Source organism: Micromonospora antibiotica, assembly GCF_017599305.1.
GTDB classification, from domain to species: Bacteria; Actinomycetota; Actinomycetes; order Mycobacteriales; family Micromonosporaceae; genus Micromonospora; species Micromonospora antibiotica.
Genome location: NZ_JAGFWR010000007.1, coordinates 187,790 through 206,451, shown reverse-complemented (window position 1 = coordinate 206,451; position 18,662 = coordinate 187,790). Strand labels below are relative to the sequence as shown.

15 protein-coding genes are annotated in these 18,662 nt (G+C 74.2%); 8 read left to right on the top strand and 7 right to left on the bottom strand.

From position 1 onward, the window contains the following. Positions 1–11 precede the first annotated feature (11 nt). Entirely contained in the window at positions 12–2,321 is a 2,310-nt protein-coding gene (locus JQN83_RS15430) for an AAA family ATPase (RefSeq protein WP_208567831.1), read from the top strand. A gap of 601 nt (positions 2,322–2,922) precedes the next feature. Here JQN83_RS15430 and JQN83_RS15425 read toward each other — a convergent pair. From JQN83_RS15425 to JQN83_RS15405, 5 genes are all read right to left on the bottom strand, one after another. Then, positions 2,923–3,435, bottom strand: coding sequence for a GNAT family N-acetyltransferase (locus tag JQN83_RS15425; RefSeq protein ID WP_208567931.1), 513 nt, complete (start codon positions 3,433–3,435; stop codon positions 2,923–2,925). A gap of 358 nt (positions 3,436–3,793) precedes the next feature. Then, a complete protein-coding gene (locus JQN83_RS15420; protein ID WP_208567830.1) occupies positions 3,794–4,228 on the bottom strand; it encodes a DUF3263 domain-containing protein in 435 nt (144 codons plus the stop codon). 173 nt (positions 4,229–4,401) lie between these two features. Further along, entirely contained in the window at positions 4,402–5,415 is a 1,014-nt protein-coding gene (locus JQN83_RS15415) for an ABC transporter permease (protein WP_208567829.1), read from the bottom strand. After that, positions 5,412–6,419 (bottom strand): ABC transporter ATP-binding protein, encoded by a 1,008-nt coding sequence (locus JQN83_RS15410; protein WP_279632778.1) that lies wholly within the window; start codon positions 6,417–6,419, stop codon positions 5,412–5,414. Before JQN83_RS15410 ends, JQN83_RS15415 begins: the two co-directional genes overlap by 4 nt. 118 nt (positions 6,420–6,537) lie before the next feature. Beyond that, a complete protein-coding gene (locus tag JQN83_RS15405; protein ID WP_208567828.1) occupies positions 6,538–7,323 on the bottom strand; it encodes a DeoR/GlpR family DNA-binding transcription regulator in 786 nt (261 codons plus the stop codon). 197 nt (positions 7,324–7,520) lie between these two features. Here JQN83_RS15405 and JQN83_RS15400 point away from each other — a divergent pair, with 197 nt between their 5' ends. From JQN83_RS15400 to nagA, 3 genes are read left to right on the top strand one after another with little or no spacing between them, the layout of a single operon-like run. Next, a complete protein-coding gene (locus JQN83_RS15400) occupies positions 7,521–8,450 on the top strand; it encodes an SIS domain-containing protein (protein ID WP_208567827.1) in 930 nt (309 codons plus the stop codon). Next, positions 8,447–9,451: an ROK family protein gene (locus JQN83_RS15395; protein ID WP_208567826.1), complete on the top strand. Its 1,005-nt coding sequence runs from the start codon at positions 8,447–8,449 to the stop codon at positions 9,449–9,451. The genes JQN83_RS15400 and JQN83_RS15395 overlap by 4 nt, the downstream gene beginning before the upstream one ends. Continuing rightward, positions 9,448–10,557: an N-acetylglucosamine-6-phosphate deacetylase gene (gene nagA, locus JQN83_RS15390; RefSeq protein WP_208567825.1), complete on the top strand. Its 1,110-nt coding sequence runs from the start codon at positions 9,448–9,450 to the stop codon at positions 10,555–10,557. Before JQN83_RS15395 ends, nagA begins: the two co-directional genes overlap by 4 nt. Before the next feature lie 659 nt (positions 10,558–11,216). Here nagA and JQN83_RS15385 read toward each other — a convergent pair. After that, positions 11,217–12,425, bottom strand: coding sequence for a DUF4032 domain-containing protein (locus JQN83_RS15385; protein WP_208567824.1), 1,209 nt, complete (start codon positions 12,423–12,425; stop codon positions 11,217–11,219). A gap of 177 nt (positions 12,426–12,602) precedes the next feature. On the opposite strand from JQN83_RS15385, the gene JQN83_RS15380 reads away from it, so the two are divergent. Beyond that, complete coding sequence (locus tag JQN83_RS15380) at positions 12,603–13,415, top strand: phosphatase PAP2 family protein (protein ID WP_208567823.1); 813 nt, start codon at positions 12,603–12,605, stop codon at positions 13,413–13,415. Between the two features lie 9 nt (positions 13,416–13,424). Then, positions 13,425–14,657, top strand: coding sequence for an APC family permease (locus JQN83_RS15375; protein WP_208567822.1), 1,233 nt, complete (start codon positions 13,425–13,427; stop codon positions 14,655–14,657). Here JQN83_RS15375 and JQN83_RS15370 read toward each other — a convergent pair whose 3' ends face one another. Beyond that, positions 14,658–16,448 carry a potassium channel protein gene (locus JQN83_RS15370; protein ID WP_208567821.1) on the bottom strand — a complete coding sequence of 597 codons (1,791 nt, stop codon included), beginning with the start codon at positions 16,446–16,448 and terminating at the stop codon, positions 14,658–14,660. Between the two features lie 111 nt (positions 16,449–16,559). Here JQN83_RS15370 and JQN83_RS15365 point away from each other — a divergent pair, with 111 nt between their 5' ends. Both JQN83_RS15365 and JQN83_RS15360 read left to right on the top strand, forming a co-directional pair. After that, entirely contained in the window at positions 16,560–17,066 is a 507-nt protein-coding gene (locus JQN83_RS15365) for an MSMEG_6728 family protein (RefSeq protein ID WP_208567820.1), read from the top strand. A gap of 58 nt (positions 17,067–17,124) precedes the next feature. Next, positions 17,125–18,651 (top strand): hydroxysqualene dehydroxylase, encoded by a 1,527-nt coding sequence (locus JQN83_RS15360; RefSeq protein ID WP_208567819.1) that lies wholly within the window; start codon positions 17,125–17,127, stop codon positions 18,649–18,651. Positions 18,652–18,662 lie beyond the last annotated feature (11 nt).

Here is an 18,662-nt window from a genome sequence, read left to right as displayed (position 1 = left end):
ACTGTCGGGCGATGCCCGAACCGGACCTGACCCTGACCGCCAGTCTGCGCCCGGCCGCGCTGGACGCCCGACGCGGCATCGTCCGGCTGCACCCGGAGGTGCTGACCGCTCTGGCGCTGCGCCCGGGTGACCCGGTACGGCTGGTCGGCAGGCGGGTGACCGCCGGGATCGTCGCGCCCGCCGAACCGACCGCGAGCGCCGCCCTGCTCTATGCCGACGATCTCACCCTGGGCAACCTGGGGCTGCGCGACGGCGGCCAGGTGACGGTCGCGCCCGCCCCGGTCACCCCGGCCCGGCGGGTGACCCTGGCCGGCCCGGTGGCGGTGGTCGCCGCGGTGTCCCCGGAGATGCTGCGACTCGCCCTGCTCGGCAAGGTCGTCACCGAAGGTGACAACGTCTCCCTGCTGCCCCAGGACGTCCTTCCCGACGCCTCGGTGCGCGGCCTGGTCGAGGCCGCCCGGCGCAGCCTCGCCAACACCGTCGGGTACGCCTGGACGAGCACCCTGCTGACCGTGGTGGCCGCCGAACCGGAGACCGGCGCCCTGGTGACCATGGACACCGTGGTCGGCTGGGAACACGGCCACGTCACGCACGGCTCCTCCGGCCCGGCCGGACCACACCGGGATGCCACCGCAGGTGCCGACCGTCCCCGGCCCGGCGGCCGGACCACCGACACTTCGGCGGCGGAGACCCCGACCGGTCCGACGGCCGGTGGGCCAACGGCCGGCACCGTCACCGAGGCGGCGGACGACGACGACGTGCCACACGTGGACGAGCTGCCCGGGTTACGCGCCCAGGCCGAGGAACTGACCGAACTGCTCGACCTGGGTTTCCACCACGGTGAGGTGCTGGGCCGGCTGGGGACCACGGTCTCGCTCGGCGTGCTGCTCAGCGGGCCGGCCGGATCGGGCAAGTCGGCGCTGGTCCGGGCGGTGGCCAAGACGGTCGGGGCCCGGGTCCGCCCGCTGTGGGCCCCGGAACTCGCCGCGCTGACCAACGACGCGGCGGCCCGCCGGTTGCGCGAGACCGTCGCCGACCTGGCCGACGGCGGCCCGGCCGTGTTGCTGGTCACCGACGTCGAGGCGCTGGCCCCGGCGGAGGACGCCGGCCCGTTGGCCACCGTGTTCCGGCAGGTGCTCGCCGGGGCCGTCCGATCCGGTACGGCGGTGGTGTGCACCACGTCCCGCCCGGAGACGGTCGACCCGGGGTTACGCGCGCCCGACCTGCTGTCGCTGCGGATCACGGTGCCGTTGCCCGACCCGGCGTTGCGCCGGGAGCAGTTGACCGTACTGACCCGGCAGGTGCCGCTGGCCGAGGACGTCCGGCTCGACGAGGTGGCCGGGCGTACCCCCGGGTTCGTCGCCGCCGACCTGGCCGCGCTGGTCCGGGAGGCCGGGGTGCGGGCGGCGCTGCGGCAGAAGACCGTCGAGACACCGACGGTGGCGATGGCCGACTTCTCGGCGGCGCTGGAGGTGGTCCGGCCGACCACCATGGCGGCGTCCACGCTGGAACTGGCCACGGTCACCCTCGACGACGTCGGCGGCCTCGGTGAGGTGAAGCAGACCCTCACCGAGTCGGTGCTCTGGCCGTTGACCTACCCGGACACCTTCGCCCGGTTGGGGGTGCAACCACCCCGGGGAGTGCTGCTCTACGGGCCGCCCGGGTGCGGCAAGACCTACCTGGTGACCGCCCTGGCCGGGACCGGCCGGGCGAACGTGTTGTCGGTGAAGGGCGCCGAGTTGCTCTCCAAGTGGGTCGGGGAGAGCGAGCGGGCGGTCCGGGAGCTGCTCCGCCGGGCCCGCGAGGCCGCGCCGACGCTGGTGTTCCTCGACGAGATGGACGCGCTGGCCCCGGTGCGCGGCCAGGCCACCGACGGCGGTACGACCGACCGGGTGGTCGCCGCGTTGCTGACCGAACTGGACGGCGTGGAGGCGCTACGCAACGTGGTGGTGATCGGGGCGACCAACCGGCCGGACCTGGTCGACCCGGCCCTGCTGCGCCCCGGCCGGCTGGAGCGGCTGGTGTACGTGCCGCCGCCGGACGGACCGGCCCGCGCGGAGATCCTCCGGGCCGCGTCCCGCGCCGTGCCACTCGCCGAGGACGTGGACCTGGCGGCGCTCGGCGAGGAGCTGACCGGATTCTCGGCGGCGGACTGTGCGGCGCTGGTGCGGGAGGCGGCGCTGGCCGCGATGCGGGAGTCGCTGTCCGCCGCCACGGTCACCGCCGCGCACGTGGCCACCGCCCGCGACCGGGTCCGCCCCTCCCTGGACCCGGCGCAGGTCGCCTGGCTCGCCGCCTACGCCGACAAGCACGCGGGCTGAACAGGGCCTGCTCCGGGCCGGCGGGTTTGGCGTGGTGGGCCGGGCCGGCGGGCTTAGCACGGTGAACCGGGCCGGGGGCCTGTGGGCGGTGGGCCGGGCCGGGCCGGGCCGGCGGGCTTCGCACGGGTGAACCGCGCCGGGGCCTGCGGGCGGGAAGGTGCGGACCTCGGGGCCGGACAGCCGGCCGCCAGCCTGGCCGGCCGGGTGATGCCTGGCGGCTTGGGTGTCTGGGCCACCCGTTCGGGCGTGTCGCCGCGGACAAGTAGATCCTGCAATGAGCGGTATGCCTGAGCGGCATGAATATGACAGCCTGGCATATCACTGATCGTGGGAAGCATGGGTGTCGCGCAGGCCGCACCGCCGCTTCGCCGCACCGCCGCTTCGCCGCACCGCCGCACCGCCGCACCGCCGCACCGCCGCACCGATGCTTCGCCGCACCGCCCCTCCGGCGCTTCGGTTGACGCATTCCGTATGCCACAAAGACCACGGGGCCGCAATCGAAACGCTCCGTCGTCGCCCGGTGTGGCACACCGGCCGCGTCGCGTTCGCCCGCGACCAGCGCTCCGCTGCCCGCGCCGACGGTGCTCCCGATGGAAGCGGGTCAGCCGGCGGCGGGCGGGGTCGCGTCGAGCGAGATCTCCGCGTACACCTTGCCACCGCTTTCGCGCAGCTGCGCGCCGCAGTTGCGCAGCACCGCGATGGCTCCCCCGTTGTCCGGGGTGGTGTCCGCGACGACCGAGTGCATACCAGCGGCCGCCGCGACGTTGAGCAACTCCCGCAGAGCCGCCGCGCCGAGGCCCTGGCCCCGGGCCGACCGGCCGAGCCACATCCCGGTCTCCGCCACCCCGGGGGTGTCGCAGCGGGCCATCCGAACCATGCCCACCACCTCGCCGCCGACGCACACGGCGAACATCAGGGTGCGGGTCGGCCCGTCCAGGCCACCGAAGCTGGCCCGGTGGAACTCCCGGAACGCCTCCCGACGAGCGTGCGACCAGCCGGCAGGAGCGTCCACCGGGGGCATGACATCACTCGGCTCGGCCTCGGCCGCCGCTACGGATAGCAACGACTCCAGGTTCGTCTCGTCGACCGGCTCCAGTCGTACCGCGCCTACCACGTGCCGCAGTCTGCCGCCCCTGCCGGCTGTCGTCCACCCCTTTGGGAGGTGACTGTCGGTCTGGTCGGAGGTCTCGGCCGGTCGTCCCATCAGCGCAGCTCACCTCACGCTCCGCTGTCAAAGGCGTCCGCCACACCCCTTCCACGCACCGGTCGACGAAGCGGCGTCACACCGCCGCGCGGCCCGGCAGGCGCGACCCCGACCACCGTGCGGCCCAGGAGCGGCCCGGGAGCGGGGACCCACCGCCGCGCGACCCGGCAGGCGCGACCCCGACCACCGTGCGGCCCAGGAGCGGGGATCGGCCGCTGGCCGGTGGGGCGTTACGCCGTCTCGATGGGCCATCGGTGTCCCGGGAGGTTCAGCGGCGTCGGTTGCGGGCCCGGGAGGCGCGCAGTCGACGCAGGCGGCCGATCAGCAGCGGCTCGGCGACCAGTGCGGCAGGGCGGTCCAGCAGCCCGTTGAGCAACTGGTAGTAGCGGGTGGCGGAGAGCCCGAACGTGTCCCGGATGGCCTGCTCCTTCGCTCCAGCGTGCCGCCACCACTGCAGTTCGAAGGCGAGGATGCGCAGCTCCCGCTCGGACAGCTCGTCGACATCGACCGACGGTCGCGCACCGGCCCGCACGGCACCGGTCTGCTCGTCGCCGTCAACCGACGCTTGCCCACCGGTCAGCTCGGCGGCCGGGGCCGACGCCCGTTCGGCCGCCGGGGCCGACCGTGGCGAGGGCACCTGCGGCGGCGTGTCGACCGGCTCCGGTGACGGGTCGGACCGGGGAACGGCGTCGGCGGGCGGCATGGCGCTCCTCGGCAGGGTGGGCGGCTGGGCGGGGTAAACCCAGCTTAACCAGGGTGGGTGACGCTCCACCCGCAACGGGCGAGGCACCGCGGACGACGGGCGGGCCCGTGTCGACCGACGGTCGACACGGGCCCGCCGCGTCGGGATACCGCCCGAACCGGGCGGCATCCGGCTCAGGTGATGTCGCGCCGACGCATCATCCAGAACGCGGCCACCATCACCACGGCGGTGCCGATGCCGAACACCAGGGCCGAGTCCTGCCAGGTCACCAGCATTTCCTTCGGCGTGCACTCACCCTGGACGAGCTCGCAGGAGCGGTAGTCGACCAGCGTCCACTTCTTTTCGAACCAGGCGAGCGCATAGGTGGACAGCACCCAGCGGTCCCCGAACCGGACCCCGGCGATCGTCATGGCGATCCGGATGCCGATCTCGCTGACCACTCCCACGCCGACGGCCACGCCGAGCGCCATCGCGGTGTGCCGGCCCAGCGAGGCCAGCGCGAAGGCCACCGCGCCGACGGCGAGGATCAGCCCCCATGCCCGCAGACCGCTGATCCCGGCGGACTGCCACACCCCGGAGGTGACCTTCTCGGTGGTCCCCCGGTTGGAGGCGATCAGCCAGAAGGCCAGCGTCCACAGCGCGCCGAGCACCACGGTCACCCCGGTCAGGGTGGTGAGCACGGCGGCCAGTTTGGTGCCGAGCACGGTGAGCCGTTTCGGCCGCCACAGCAGCAGGTTCATCATCCCGCCGGTGCTCCACTCGGCCCCCACGAAGGAGGCACCGATCAGGAAGGCGAACAGCGCCACCGCCCCGGCGAAGACGGCGATGAAGACCCCGAACTCGGCCCGGAAGTCGAACTGGTAGGGCAGGTTCCACTTCGGGTCGAACATCTCCGGGGTGGGCTTCCAGTCCCGGCCGCAGTTCGGGCCGTACCGGTCCTCGGTCTGCTCGCCCCGGGCCTTGGCCGCGTCGCAGTCGGCGATCGAGCGTTCCCAGTCCTTGACGGCGTCGCGGAAGTTCGCGTCCGACTCGGCCTGCGCCTGGGCGATGACCGCGGGCGAGAGCTTGTGGCTGGAGAAGGCGAAGGCGGTGACGATGCCGGTCAGACCGAGTACGAGCAGGACCAGCATGACCCGGGTGAGCCGGCGCTTGGCCAGCCGACGCAGTTCGGTGACGTACAGGCTCATGCGCCCCACCCTCCCGTGGTGCCGGCGTGGCCGGGCTCGCCGATCTTGGCGGACTGGTCGACCTGCCGGTGCTGACCGGGGACCGGCGCGGTGGCGGTGATCTCCAGGAAGACGCTCTCCAGGTCCACCGCGACCGGGGCCAGTTCGCTGACGTACAGGTGTTGTTCGGCGAGCAGCCGGCTGACCGTGGCCGGCTTGTCCACGCCGGCCAGCATCAGGTGGTCGGGGTGACGGGTGACCGCGACACCGGCCCGGCCGAGCAGTTCGGCGGCGGCGGCGAGGTCCTCCGCGGCGTCCAGGCGTACCCGTACGCCACCGTGCGAGTGCTGGGCCAGCACCTGCTCCACCGGACCGGCGGCGACCCGACGGCCCAGCGAGATGATGGTGACCTCGTCGCAGATGAGTTGGATCTCGCCGAGGATGTGGCTGGACAGCACCACGGTCATCCCGGATTCGGCGAGGGTGCGCATCAGGGTGCGCATCTCCCGGATGCCGCCCGGGTCGAGGCCGTTGGCCGGCTCGTCGAGGATCAGCAGTTTGGGGTTCTTGAGTAGGGCGGACGCGACGGCGAGCCGCTGCTTCATGCCGAGCGAGTACGTCTTGACCCGCTCACCGGCCCGGTCCCGCAGCCCGACCAGTTCGAGCACCTCGTCGACCCGTACGGCGGGAACGTCGCCGGCCCCGGCCAGCAGGGACAGGGTGTCCCGGGCGGAGAAGTGCGGGAAGAACTGCGGGCTCTCCACGATCGCGCCGACCTGGCCGGCGACGGTGGGCAGTGCTCCGGGTACCTCGTGGCCGAGGATGGCCATCCGCCCGCCGTCGGGCTGGATCAGCCCGAGCAGGGTGCGCAGGGTGGTGGTCTTGCCCGACCCGTTGGGGCCGAGGAAGCCGTGTACCTGACCGGCCTCCACCCGCATGTCGAAACCGTCCAGCGCGTTGCGGACACCGCGTCGACGGCTCTTGTACGTCTTACGTAGACCTTCGATCTCCAGGACAGCCGACAAGCTGCGCCTCCCCCGATGGTGGCTGATGACAGCGGTCACCATACTCGGTATACCCGCCAGGGCAATACCCGGTATGCATCGGCGCTCAATTACTACCGACGGTGTATCAACGGGTCACTCAGGCGCAGATGACGGCCACTCCGGCGGCGCGGAACGCATCGACCAGTTCGGGGGCCGCCCCGGAGTCGGTCACCAGGGTCTCCACCCGTTCCACCGGGCAGATCCGGGCGAACGCGTGACCGCCCAGCTTGGACGAGTCCGCGATGATCACGACCCGCTTGGCCCGCGCCACCATCAGGTTGTTCATCGCCGCCTCCCCCTCGTGGTGGGCGGCGGCACCCAGCTGCGGATCGAGCGCGTCCACGCCCAACAGGGCGACGTCGAGGGTGACCTCGCGCAGCAGCGCCCCGCCCAGCGGCCCGACCAGCTCGAACGACTTCGGCCGCACCACACCCCCGGCGACCACCACCTTCATCCGGGAGCGGACCAGCAGCTCGTTGGCGATGTTCAGCGCATTGGTGACCACGGTGAGCTGGGCGCCCTCGGCGCTGGTGTTCAGGTCGGGGCGGACGGCCAGGGCGCGCGCCACCTCGGTGCTGGTGGTGCCGCCGTTGAGGCCGACCACGGTGCCCGGGGAGACGAGCGCGGCGGCGGCGGCCCCGATCCGTTGCTTCTCGGCGGAGTGCTTGGCCGTCTTGTAGCGCAGCGGCAGGTCGTAGGAGACGCCGTTGGCGACCGCGCCACCCCGGGTCCGGGTGATCATCTGCTGCTGGGCGAGCTGGTCGAAGTCGCGTCGGATGGTGGCCTGCGAGACGTCGAGCCGCTCGGCGGCCTCCTCGACGCTGACCCGCCCGCTGCCGGTGAGCATTTCGAGCAGAGCGTTCCACCTGGCGTACCGGTCCACGGGGGGCCTCCGACTCTGCACGAAGGGTGATCGATGGCGTGCACAGTAGTGCGCGAAACTCCCGGTGCGCAAAACCCGCCTCTGCGCGGTCCCGGGGCAGGTTGCCACGCGCACCCCGTTTCGCGCAGAATAACGCGCGAAAGACGGTGGTAATGAGCCGTATTGCGCACCTCCCTCCCCTGTGCGAGGAGTTCCCCATGGCGTACGTCGACGCGGAGATCGCCAGCCAGCCCGACTGCTGGCGGGAGGCCGCCCGGCTGGCCGGCACCGTCGCCACCAGCCTCCCCCGCCCCGGCGAGCGGGTCGCCGTCGTCGGTTGCGGCACGTCGTGGTTCATGGCCATGGCGTACGCCGGGCTACGCGAGCGCGCCGGCCACGGCGAGACCGACGCCTTCCAGGCCAGCGAGTTCCCCGCCGACCGCCACTACGACCGGCTGATCGCGGTCACCCGCTCCGGCACCACCACCGAGGTCCTCGACCTGCTCGCCGCGCTGCGCGACCGGACCCCCACCACCGTCCTGGTCGGGGACCCCGCCTCGCCCGCCGCCACGCTGGCCGACACGGCCGTGCCGATGCCCTTCGCCGACGAACGTTCGGTGGTGCAGACCCGGTTCGCCACCACCGCCCTGGCGCTGCTGCGCGCCCACCTCGGCGACAACGTCGAGGCGCTGGCCGCCGACGCCGAGGTCGCCGTCCGGGCCCCGCTGCCGCTCGACCCGGCCCGCATCGACCAGGCCACCTTCCTCGGTCGCGGCTGGACGGTCGGGCTGGCCCAGGAGGCCGCGCTGAAGTGCCGCGAGGCGGCCACCTTCTGGGCCGAGGCGTACCCGGCGATGGACTACCGGCACGGCCCCATCTCGATCGCCGGCCCCGGCCGGCTGGTCTGGGCCTTCGGTGAGCTGCCCGACGGGCTGCCCGAGGACGTGGCGGCCACCGGGGCGGCGTTCGTGCACAGCCGGCACCACGGGTGCCACACCGTGCTGGGCAGTTGGGCGGCCGGCCGGACCCCGGTCGACCCGATGGCCGACCTGATCCTCGCCCAACGCTTCGCGGTGGCCCTGGCGACCAGCCGGGGGCTGGACCCGGACGCGCCCCGGCACCTGACCCGCTCAGTGGTGCTGGCATGACCGACGGGTCGACGGGCGACGACCGGGTCGTCGTCGCGTTGGACGTCGGCGGCACCGGCATGAAGTGCGCCCTGGTCCGCCCGGACGGCAGCGTGGCGCACGCCGAACGGCACCCGACCGACGCCGGGCGCGGCCCGGACGCCGTGGTGCGGACCGTCCTGGCCGTCGCCGAAGGGCTGGCCGACCGGGCCCGCGCCGCCGGGTCGACCCCGGTGGCCTGCGGCGTCGCCGTGCCCGGGGTGGTCGACGAGGCCGCCGGGGTGGCGGTCTGGTCGGCCAACGTCGGCTTCCGGGACGTACCGCTGCGCACGCTGGTGGGGGCACGGCTCGGGCTGCCGGCGGCGCTCGGCCACGACGTGCGGGTGGGCGGGATCGCCGAGGCCCGGCTCGGCGCCGGCCGGGACGCCCGGCACGTGCTCTTCGTCGCGATCGGCACCGGCATCGCCGCCGCGCACGTGGTCGCCGGGTCGGCCGCCGTCGGCGCGCACGGTGCGGCCGGCGAGATCGGCCACATCCTGGTACGCCCCGACGGCCCGCGCTGCGGTTGCGGCCGGCCCGGCTGCCTGGAGGCCGTCTCGTCCGCCTCGGCCATCGCCCGCCGCTACGCCGAACTGGCCGCCGGTACACCCCCCGACCCGCCCGCGACCGACCCCGTGGCAGTCCCGACCGGCACCATGCCGGCCCGGGGCGCGGCGAGTGCGGCCGACGTGGCCGGGCGCGCGGCGGCCGGTGAGGCACTGGCCGGGCGGGTGTGGCGGGAGGCCGTCGAGGCGCTCGCCGACGGGCTCGCCACCGGGCAGGCCCTCTACGACGTGGACACCATGGTCATCGGTGGCGGCCTGGCCCGGGCCGGCGAGCAACTGCTCGACCCGCTCCGCGCCGCCCTGCACGACCGGATGACCTTCCATCGGGAGCCGCGCCTGGTCGCGGCGGCCCTCGGCGACGAGGCCGGCTGCCTCGGTGCCGCCCTGCTCGCCCTCGACACTCTGGAGAGACGATGACCCAGCGGGTGACCGGCAAGGTGGTGACCCCGACCGGCGTGGTCCGACAGGGGTGCGTGGAGCTGGACGGCGAGCGGATCACCGCGGTCGCCGAGTACCCGGCCAAACGCGACGGGCACTGGATCGTGCCGGGTTTCGTGGACATGCACACCCATGGCGGGGGTGGGCACACCTTCACCACCGGTGACGCCGCCGCCGCCCGGGAGGCCGCCGCGTTCCACAGGCGACACGGCACCACCACCCTGCTGGCCAGCCTGGTCAGCTCCCCCTTCGACCTGATGCGCACGGCGACCGCCGCCTTCGCGCCGCTGGTCGGCGAGGGTGTGCTGGCGGGCGTCCACTTCGAGGGCCCGTACCTGTCGGCGGCCCGGTGCGGCGCGCAGAACCCGGAGTTCCTCCGCGACCCGTCCACCGAGGAGCTGGAGCAGCTCATCGCCGAGGGGGCGGGGACGGTCCGCATGGTCACCCTGGCCCCGGAGCGCCCCGGCGCGCTGGACGCCATCAAGCTGCTCACCTCGCACGGGGTGGTCGCCGCCGTCGGCCACACCGACGCCACCTGGGAGCAGACCCGGGCCGCCGTCTCGGCCGGGGCGAGCGTCGGCACCCACCTGTTCAACGGGATGCGCCCGCTGCACCACCGCGAACCGGGCCCGGTGGTGGCCCTGCTGGAGGCCCCGAACGTGGTCTGTGAGCTGGTCGCCGACGGGGTGCACCTGCACGACGGGATGCTCACCTTCGCCACCGCCGTGGCCGGCCCGGAACGGGTCGCGCTGATCACCGACGCGATGGCCGCCGCCGGCATGCCCGACGGCGACTACGAGCTGGGCGGCCAGGCCGTCGCCGTGGCCGACGGGGTGGCCCGGCTGGCCCGCGACGGGGCGATCGCCGGCAGCACCCTCACCATGGACGCGGCGCTGCGGCACGCCGTCACCGCCGGCATCCCGATCACCGACGCGGTACGCATGGTCGCCACCACCCCGGCCCGCGCCATCGGCCTGGGCGACCGGGTCGGTGCCCTCCAGGCGGGTCTGCGCGCCGACCTGGTGGTGCTCGACGACGAGCTGAACGTCGTCCGGGTGATGCGCGCCGGCACCTGGCTCGACTGACCGGCCGGGCGTCGACAATCGTCGGGATCCTCGCTCCGCCGCGCCCGCCCAGCTGGTGCTACGTGGCGACGCGACGCGTCGGGCCTGGGCGGGGACCCCGGTCATCCGCCACTCCGTGACGCGGCCCGCTGGCTTCCCGGCGACCTGCTCACAGGTGCGGACCGGCGACCACCGGGGGTGCGGTGCACGTCCTTTCGAGCTGATGACGTCAACGGTTCACGGGGCACCCGAAGGCGCCGGTGCTCAAAGGTGCTGGTGCCCGAAGACGCCGGCACCCGAAGATGCCGGTGCCCGAAGGCGCTGGTGCCCGAAGGCACCGGCACCCGAAGATGCCGGTGCCCGAAGGCGCTGGTGCCCGAAGGCACCGGCACCCGAAGATGCTGGTGCCCGAAGGCACCGGTGCCCGAAGATGCTGGTGCCCGAAGGCACCGGTGCCCGAAGGCCGACGACAGCGGACCGACGCATCGAACCCGGTGTGGCGAACGCGCCACACCGGGTACCCGAGTCGTCTACGTCATCAGGTCTAAAGGACGCGCAACACACATCCTGACCGGCGGCGGTGTTGACGGGCGGAGGTGTTGGCGGAGCCGGTGTTGGGGTGCCAGCCGGCCGGTCATCCGGTCGACGCAGTACCGTCCCCCGGCCCGAACGCGGGGCGGTCAGGCGGTGGGGACCTCGACGCCCAGGACGGCCTGCTCGTCGGGGCGGTGCACCAGCACGTCGGCCAGGTACGACTGCACCGCCGGGCCCATCCCCACGTCCCGGCGGGCCCGCTCGGACAGCAGCCACTTGTGTTCGATGATCTGCGCGAAGATCTCCTGCGGCTCCAGCTTGTGCCGCAGGTGCGCGGGGACGGCCCGGACGACCGGCTCGAAGACCTCGGTCAGCCAGCGGTGGGCCGCCTGCTGCTCGTCGGTAAGGTCGCTCTCCACCCGGTAGGCGTCCAGGTCGTTGAGGAGCCGACGGGCCTGGTTCTCCTCGGCGTCGAGGCCGGTGAGCCGGATCAGCCGCCGGGTGTGGTAGCCGGCGTCGACGACCTTCGGGCGGACCAGGTAACGCCCGTCATCGACCGTCGACAGGGCCACCTCGGCCACGTCGAAGCCCAGGTCGTTGAGGCGGCGGATCCGGCCCTCGATGTCGTGCCGGGCCTCCCGCTCGACCTGCTGCTCGTAGGTGATCTCGTGCCAGAGCCGCTCGTAGCGCTGCACGACCTCCTCGCACACCACCTCCGGGTCGATCGACTCGTGCAGCAGCCCGGCGGCCTGGAGGTCCAGCGCCTCACCGAAGATGTTGACCCGGGCGATCTCCAGGTCCTCACCGCGCTGCCCGTTGGACAGCGCGCGGTGCAGCGCGCCGGTCTCCGCGTCGACCAGGTAGGCGGCGAACGCCCCGGCGTCCCGCCGGAACAGGGTGTTGGACAGTGAGCAGTCGCCCCAGAAGAAGCCCGTCAGGTGCATCCGGACCAGCAGCACGGCGAGAGCGTCGAGCAGCCGGCCCATCGTCTCCGGGCGCAGCGTGCGGGAGAACAGCGCCCGGTAGGGCAACGAGAACTGGAGGTGCCTGGTGATCAGCACCGGGTCCAGCGGGGTGCCGTCGTCGGCCTGCCGGTCGGCCACGATCGCGATCGCCTCCACCGACGGGAAGTCGATCCGTTCCAGCGCCCGCAGCAGGTCGTACTCGCGTTCGGCGACCCGCTCCCCGGTCTCCTTGACGGCGTACACGTAGTCGCCGAGGCGGACGAACCGGACGATGTGCCGGGAGATGCCCTGCGGCAGCGCCACCAGGTGCCGGGCAGGCCACTGCTCCAGCGGGGTCGACCAAGGGAGGTCGAGCAGCGCCGGGTCGACGAGGGCCGAGGTGATCCGCACGGGGACAAGTGTGCCGGGTGCTCCCCGGCGTGCGCCTCCCTTCGTGGTTCGACACACATCGACCGGGGCCGCGCCACCACCCGCCGGGGCCGCGTCACCGTCCCAAGCGGGGCCGCGCCGGGGCTGGCCACGCCCCTTGCCACCACGGCCCCGGTGGTCGGCCGGTAGCGTGATCGCGTGCGGGAGCGAACCACGACGGAACGCGGCGGAGCACGGCTGCGGCCGGTCCGCCCGGCCGGCTGGTGGTTCGACCTGCTGCTGCTCACCGCCCTGGTCGCGCTGACCTGGGCGCTCGCCACCGGCCACCTGTTCGGTGTCGACCGGGCGGTCGCCGACTGGGCCGACGCGCACCGGCCGACCGCCGCGTACTGGGTGGCCCGGGTGCTCAACCTGCTCGGCCAGGGCACCCCGTTGACGCTGTTGGCCGCCGCCCTGGGGGTGCTGCTGGCCGTCCGGCTCCGCTCGGTGCGCCCGGTGCTGCCCCCCGTGGTCGCCTTCGCGCTCACCTATCTGACCATCGGGCCGCTCAAGGTGTGGACGGCCCGCCCGGCCCCGAGCGCCAGCGTCAAGGAACCCTTCCTGTCACCGGAGCAGACCCTGCCGCTGTTCCAGCACGACCTGCCGGTCCGCTACGCCCAGTCGTACCCGTCGGGGCACGTGGCCAACGCGATCGTCTGGTACGGCGTGCTCGCCCTGCTGCTCGTCCCGCTGCTGCGCACGGTGGGCCGGCGGATGCCCACCCGAATGGTCACCGCCGTGCGGGTGGTGCCGCCGCTGGTGGTCCTGTGCACCACCACCTACCTGGGCTGGCACTGGTTGACCGATTCGGTGGCCGGGCTGCTGCTGGGGCTGCTGCTGGACCGGCTGCTGCGCCGCGTCCCCTGGGACGACCTGCCGTTACCGGCCCGGCTACGCGGCCGGGACCGCCCGTTCACCGCCGACCCGGGCCGGTCGCCCGATCGAGGCCGCCCGTTCACCTCCGACCCGTAACCTGCCGGGGTGGATCGACTGCGGCGGCGGCTCGGCGTACCCGATGCGGCGGTGGTCGGGTTGGGGGCGATGCTCGGCGCGGGCGTGTTCGTGGTCTTCGCCCCGGCCGCCGCGGCGGCCGGCGGCACCGGGCTGCTGGCGGCGCTGGCGCTGGCCGGGTTCGTCGCCTACTGCAACGCGACCAGCTCGGCCCGGCTGGCCGCCCGCTACCCGGAGTCCGGCGGCACGTACGTCTACGGCCGAGAACGCCTCGGCCCGTTCGCCGGGTTCCTCGCCGGCTGGGGTTTCGTGGTCGGCAAGACGGCGAGCTGCGCGGCGATGGCGCTGACCATCGGGGCGTACCTGTGGCCGGGGCAGGCCCGGCTGGTCGCGGTCGGCGCGGTGCTCGCGGTGACCGGGGTGAACCTGCGCGGCGTCACCCGCACGGTCGCCGCCACGAAGGTGCTGGTGGTCGTGGTGCTGGCGGTGCTGGCCCTGGTCGCGGTGACCGGCCTGACCGCCGGGGAGGTGCGGCTCGACCGGCTCGCCGAGGGCGGCGGTACGGTCCGGGGCGTGCTGACCGCCGCCGGGCTGCTCTTCTTCGCCTTCGCCGGGTACGCCCGGATCGCCACCCTCGGTGAGGAGGTCCGCGACCCGGCCCGCACGATCCCCCGGGCGGTGCCGCTGGCCCTCGGGGTGGTGCTGGCGGTCTACCTGGTCCTCGCGGTGGTCGCCGTCGGCGTGCTCGGCCCCGACCGGCTGGCCGCCTCCGTCGCGCCGCTGGCCGACGTGGTGACCGTCGCGGGGCTGCCCGGCCTGGCCTGGGTGGTCCGGGCCGGGGCCACGGTGGCGGTGACCGGGGTGCTGCTCTCCCTGCTCGCCGGGGTGGGTCGTACCCTGCTGGCGATGGCCCGCCGCCGGGACGTGCCGGGGGCGCTGGCCGCCGTACATCCGGTGCACTCCGTCCCGCACCGCGCGGAGCTGACCGTGGCCGCCGTGGTGGTCGCGGTGGTGGCGCTCGGCGACGTGCGGGGCGCGATCGGCTTCTCCAGCTGCACGGTGCTGGTCTACTACGCGATCACCAACGCCGCCGCGTGGACCCTGGGCCCCGACCCGACCCGACGGGTGCCCGTCCGGGCGCTCGCCGTGCTGGGGCTGGTCGGCTGCCTGCTGCTCGCGGTCAACCTGCCGGCCGCCAGCGTCCTCGCCGGTTTCGGGGTGCTCGCCCTCGGCGCGCTCTGGTACGCCCTGCGCCCCCGCTAGTCACTCCTGCGGATCACGCGACGCCGGCACCCCGGCGGGCGGCGGCGGGGCCGGTGGCGGCGGGGTGGTCTCGCGGAGCAGGGCGGCCAGCCCGGCCCGGCGGGCCACCACGGTCAGCCGGTCCCCCGCCGAGATCACCATCCGGGGGTCCGCCCGCCAGTCGGTCTTCTGCCCGACCCGGGAATGGGCCAGCAGGCGCACCTCGCCGGGGCGGGCCACCGCGCCGAGCGGGCGGCCGTCCAGCGCGGCACCGGCCACCACCGGCACCTCCACCACCAGCAGGGCGTGCCGGTCGACCGGGATGGTGGCGATGACCGCCCGGTCCAGCAGGGCGGCGGCGAAGGACGGGGCGGCCAGGTAGGACACGCTGCGTGAGATGCCGATGCCGAACGCCCGCTGGATGCGTTCGGCGAAGTCGCCGTCGAAGAGCCGCAGCACCACCCGCAGCTCCGGGTTGAGCGCCCGGCCGTTGAGCGCGGCCCGCAGGTTGACCCCGTCGTCGGTGGAGACCACCACCAGCGCCTGGCAGTGTTCCACCGAGGCCGAGAGCAGCGTCTCCTCGCGGGCGGCGTCCCCGACGATCAGCGGTACGCCCAGCCGCCGGGCCAACGCCGCACCCCGCGCCTCGGCACTGCGGTCGATCGCCACCACCTCGACGCCGAAGTCGTGCAGTTGCGCCATAACCCGGGTACCGATGTTGCCCAGTCCGACGACCACCACGTGCCCGGTGCGTTCCGGCTGGATGCGCCCGGCGTGCAGGGCCAGCCGGGCGTTGACGATGCCGTCGACCACCACGGCGGTGATCAGCGGGATCAGCGCCAGCCCGGCCAGGTTGAGCACCACCTGCATGACCTGGGCGGCGGCCGGTTTGGTGACGTCCGGGTCCTGGCCGCTGAGCGTGGTGACCAGGGTCAGGTAGAGCGCCTCCGTCCAGCTCACCGCGACCGCACGGGCGTTGAGCCAGCCGAGCAGGGCGATCACCCCGAGCAGGGTCAGCACCGCGATGCCGATCTTGCGGGTGGCGAAGCTGCGGACCGCCCGCAGCAGCACCGCCAGGGGGCGGCGGCGACGTCGGGCCCGGACCAGCCGGCGGGCCGCCAGCTCGGTGCCGGCGGGCTGCCCGGTCGCCTCGGCGAGCACCACGTCGGCGGCCTTCTCGTCGGCGGGCAGCACCCGGACCAGGTCCGGATCGGTGGTGACGGCCAGCCCGCAGACCACGTCGGCGGGGCGCACGTCGGCGCGGCGGGCCACGTAGAGGGTGCGACCGCCGTGCCGGAAGTGGGTCGGGGCCACCTCACCGAGGGCGGCGGCGACGAACGCCGGGGCGGCCATCGAGGCGTCGGAGAGGACCGCCGAGTCGGGGAAGAGCTGCCGCAGGCCGTTGGCGAGGCTGGTGTTGAACATCCGGACCACCAGGCGCAGCCGGGGCTCCACCTCCTGCGCGCAGAGCGCGGCGTGCATGTTGCCCACGTCGTCCTGGTGCAGCAGGGCCAACCCGTCCGCCCCGGCCAGGCCGGCCCGGTGGAAGGTGGCCTCGTCGAGCCGGTCGGCCCGGACCACCTGCACCCCGTCGACGTCCCGCCCGTCGGGGCCCTCCGAGCGGCGGCGTTCCGGCACCACCAGGGTGATCCGGACCCGGCCGTGGGCCAGGTCGGTGCCGAGCAGCGCCCGCACCACCCAGTACGCCAGCGGATCGTTGCCGCAGACCACGTAGTGCGGACGGGTGTCGCCGTTCATCCGTAACCGCCAGCCGGTCGCGCGCCGGGCCCGGTCCCGCAGGGGTTCGGCCATGCCCGGATGGTAGCCAGCCGGTCGCCGGGAACGCAGCCCTGGTGCGCGCACCGGGCGGTACCGGTCGGTCAGGCAGGCATGGTGGGCGTGGCGGCGGGTAGAGCAGCGGGCGTGCAGACGTTCCTGCCGTACCCGGACTTTCTGGCCAGCGCGCGGTCCCTCGACCAGCGGCGGCTGGGCAAGCAGCGGGTGGAGGCGCTCCAGGTGCTGCGCGGGCTGACCCGACCGGGGTACGGCTGGCGCAACCACCCGGCGGTGAAGATGTGGGCCGGCTACGAGGAGGCGTTGACCCGGTACGGGCTGGACGTGTGCGCGGTCTGGTCGGCGGCGGGCCGGGCGGACACCTGCGCGTCGACCCTGGTCACCGACCTGACCGCCGCCCGGGGCGACGGCCGGGTCCGCAGCCAGGCCGAGCTGGCCGCCACCGGTGAGCTGCCGCCCTGGCTGGGCCGTGAGGACCTGCACCGCAGCCACCGGTCGGCGCTGCTGCGCAAGGACCCGGGGCACTACCGCCCGCAGTTCGGCGACGTGCCGTCCGATCTGGAGTACGTCTGGCCGCCGTCCGACCGTCCCCCGCTCGCCGCCGGACGGCCGGTCGACGGCGGCACAGCGTCCTGACCGGGCCGGATCGCGCCTGGTCGGGCAGACTGGGGGTCCCTCGGGTCGGAAGGTGCACATGGCGCTGTCGCAGAAGCTGGGCCGGCTCATCGGCGTACGCGAGCATGTGGTGGACCCGGGCGGGGGTGGCACCCCCCGGGTGGTCCGGCCGACCACGGCCGTGGTGGTGGGTGGCGGGATCGCCGGCATGTCGGCGGCGGTGGTGCTCGCCGAACGCGGGGTGGACGTGACGGTGCTGGAGGCCGCGCCGACGTTGGGTGGCCGGCTCGGCGCGTGGCCGGAAGCGCTCGCCGACGGCAGCCAGGTCAACGAGCACGGCTTCCACGCGTTCTTCCGGCAGTACTACAACTGGCGGTCGATCCTGCGGCGGGTCGACCCGACGCTCGGTTTCCTCAAGCCGATCCCCGGCTATCCGATCCTGTCCGCGCAGTGGCCCACCGAGGAGTTCGGCCGGCTGCCCCCGGCCCCGCCGGCCAACCTGCTCGCGTTACTGCTGCGCAGCCCCAGCCTGCGCCTGGCCGACCTGCGCACCATGGACCGGGACGCCGCGCTGCCGCTGCTCAGCTACGACCCGGTGCGCACCTACGCCGAGTTCGACGACACCACCGCCGACGCGCTGCTCGCCTCGCTGAGGCTGCCGGACCGGGCGCGGGCGATGCTGTTCGAGGTCTTCTCGCACTCGTTCTTCAACCACGAGACCGAGATGTCGGCCGCCGAGATGATCGCCCAGTTCCACTTCTATCTGCTGGGCAACCCGGAGGGGTTGGCGTTCGACTGCCCCGACGAGGACTACGCCACGGCGATCTGGCAGCCACTGACCAGGTACGTGGAGCAGCACGGCGGCCGGGTGCGCACCGGGGCCGCCGTCACCCGGCTGGACCGGGAGCCGGACGGTTGGCGGGTGACCACCGCCGACGGCACGGTCCACCCCGCCGGGCAGGTGGTGCTGGCCGTCGACCCGCCCGCGTTGGCGGCACTGGTCGACGCCTCCCCCGGCCTGGTCGCGGTGGCGCCCGGACTGGTGGCGCGGATGCCCGCGTTCGGTCGGCCCGGCCCGCCGTACGCGGTGGCGCGGTACTGGCTCGACGGGGACGTCCGGGCCGACCGGGCGGTGTTCAGCGGGGTGTCCCGCCAGCCCACCCTGGACTCGGTGACCCTCTACCACCGGTTGGAGAACGAGTCCCGGCGGTGGGCGCAGCGCACCGGCGGCGCGGTGGTGGAGCTGCACGCGTACGCCTGCGACGAGGGGGTGCCGGCCGAGGAACTGGCCGAACGGATGCGCGCCGAACTGGTCACGCTCTGGCCGGAGGCCGCCGGGTTGGGCGTCCGTGAGCTGCGCGCCCGGGTCGAGGCGCAGGCCCCGGCGTTCACCCCGGGCAGCCACCCCGGCCGGCCGGGGGTACGCACCGACGCCGAGGGCCTCTACCTGGCCGGGGACGGCATCGGCACCGACTTCCCCAGCGCGTTGATGGAACGGTCGGCGGCGACCGGGATCATCGCCGCCAACTACATCCTGCGCGCCGCCGGGGCCGCCACCGAGCCGGTCCGCTCGATCCGCCCCCGGGGACTGCTCGCCAGGAAGTGAACCGCCCGACA

Coding starts and splice junctions, on each gene's coding strand:
- JQN83_RS15415 (WP_208567829.1), bottom strand. CDS start 5,415: ATGAGCCTGTACGTCACCGAACTGCGTCGGCTGGCCAAGCGCCGGCTC.
- JQN83_RS15395 (WP_208567826.1), top strand. CDS start 8,447: ATGACCGACGGGTCGACGGGCGACGACCGGGTCGTCGTCGCGTTGGAC.
- JQN83_RS15400 (WP_208567827.1), top strand. CDS start 7,521: ATGGCGTACGTCGACGCGGAGATCGCCAGCCAGCCCGACTGCTGGCGG.
- nagA (WP_208567825.1), top strand. CDS start 9,448: ATGACCCAGCGGGTGACCGGCAAGGTGGTGACCCCGACCGGCGTGGTC.
- JQN83_RS15420 (WP_208567830.1), bottom strand. CDS start 4,228: ATGCCGCCCGCCGACGCCGTTCCCCGGTCCGACCCGTCACCGGAGCCG.
- JQN83_RS15360 (WP_208567819.1), top strand. CDS start 17,125: ATGGCGCTGTCGCAGAAGCTGGGCCGGCTCATCGGCGTACGCGAGCAT.
- JQN83_RS15430 (WP_208567831.1), top strand. CDS start 12: ATGCCCGAACCGGACCTGACCCTGACCGCCAGTCTGCGCCCGGCCGCG.
- JQN83_RS15370 (WP_208567821.1), bottom strand. CDS start 16,448: ATGGCCGAACCCCTGCGGGACCGGGCCCGGCGCGCGACCGGCTGGCGG.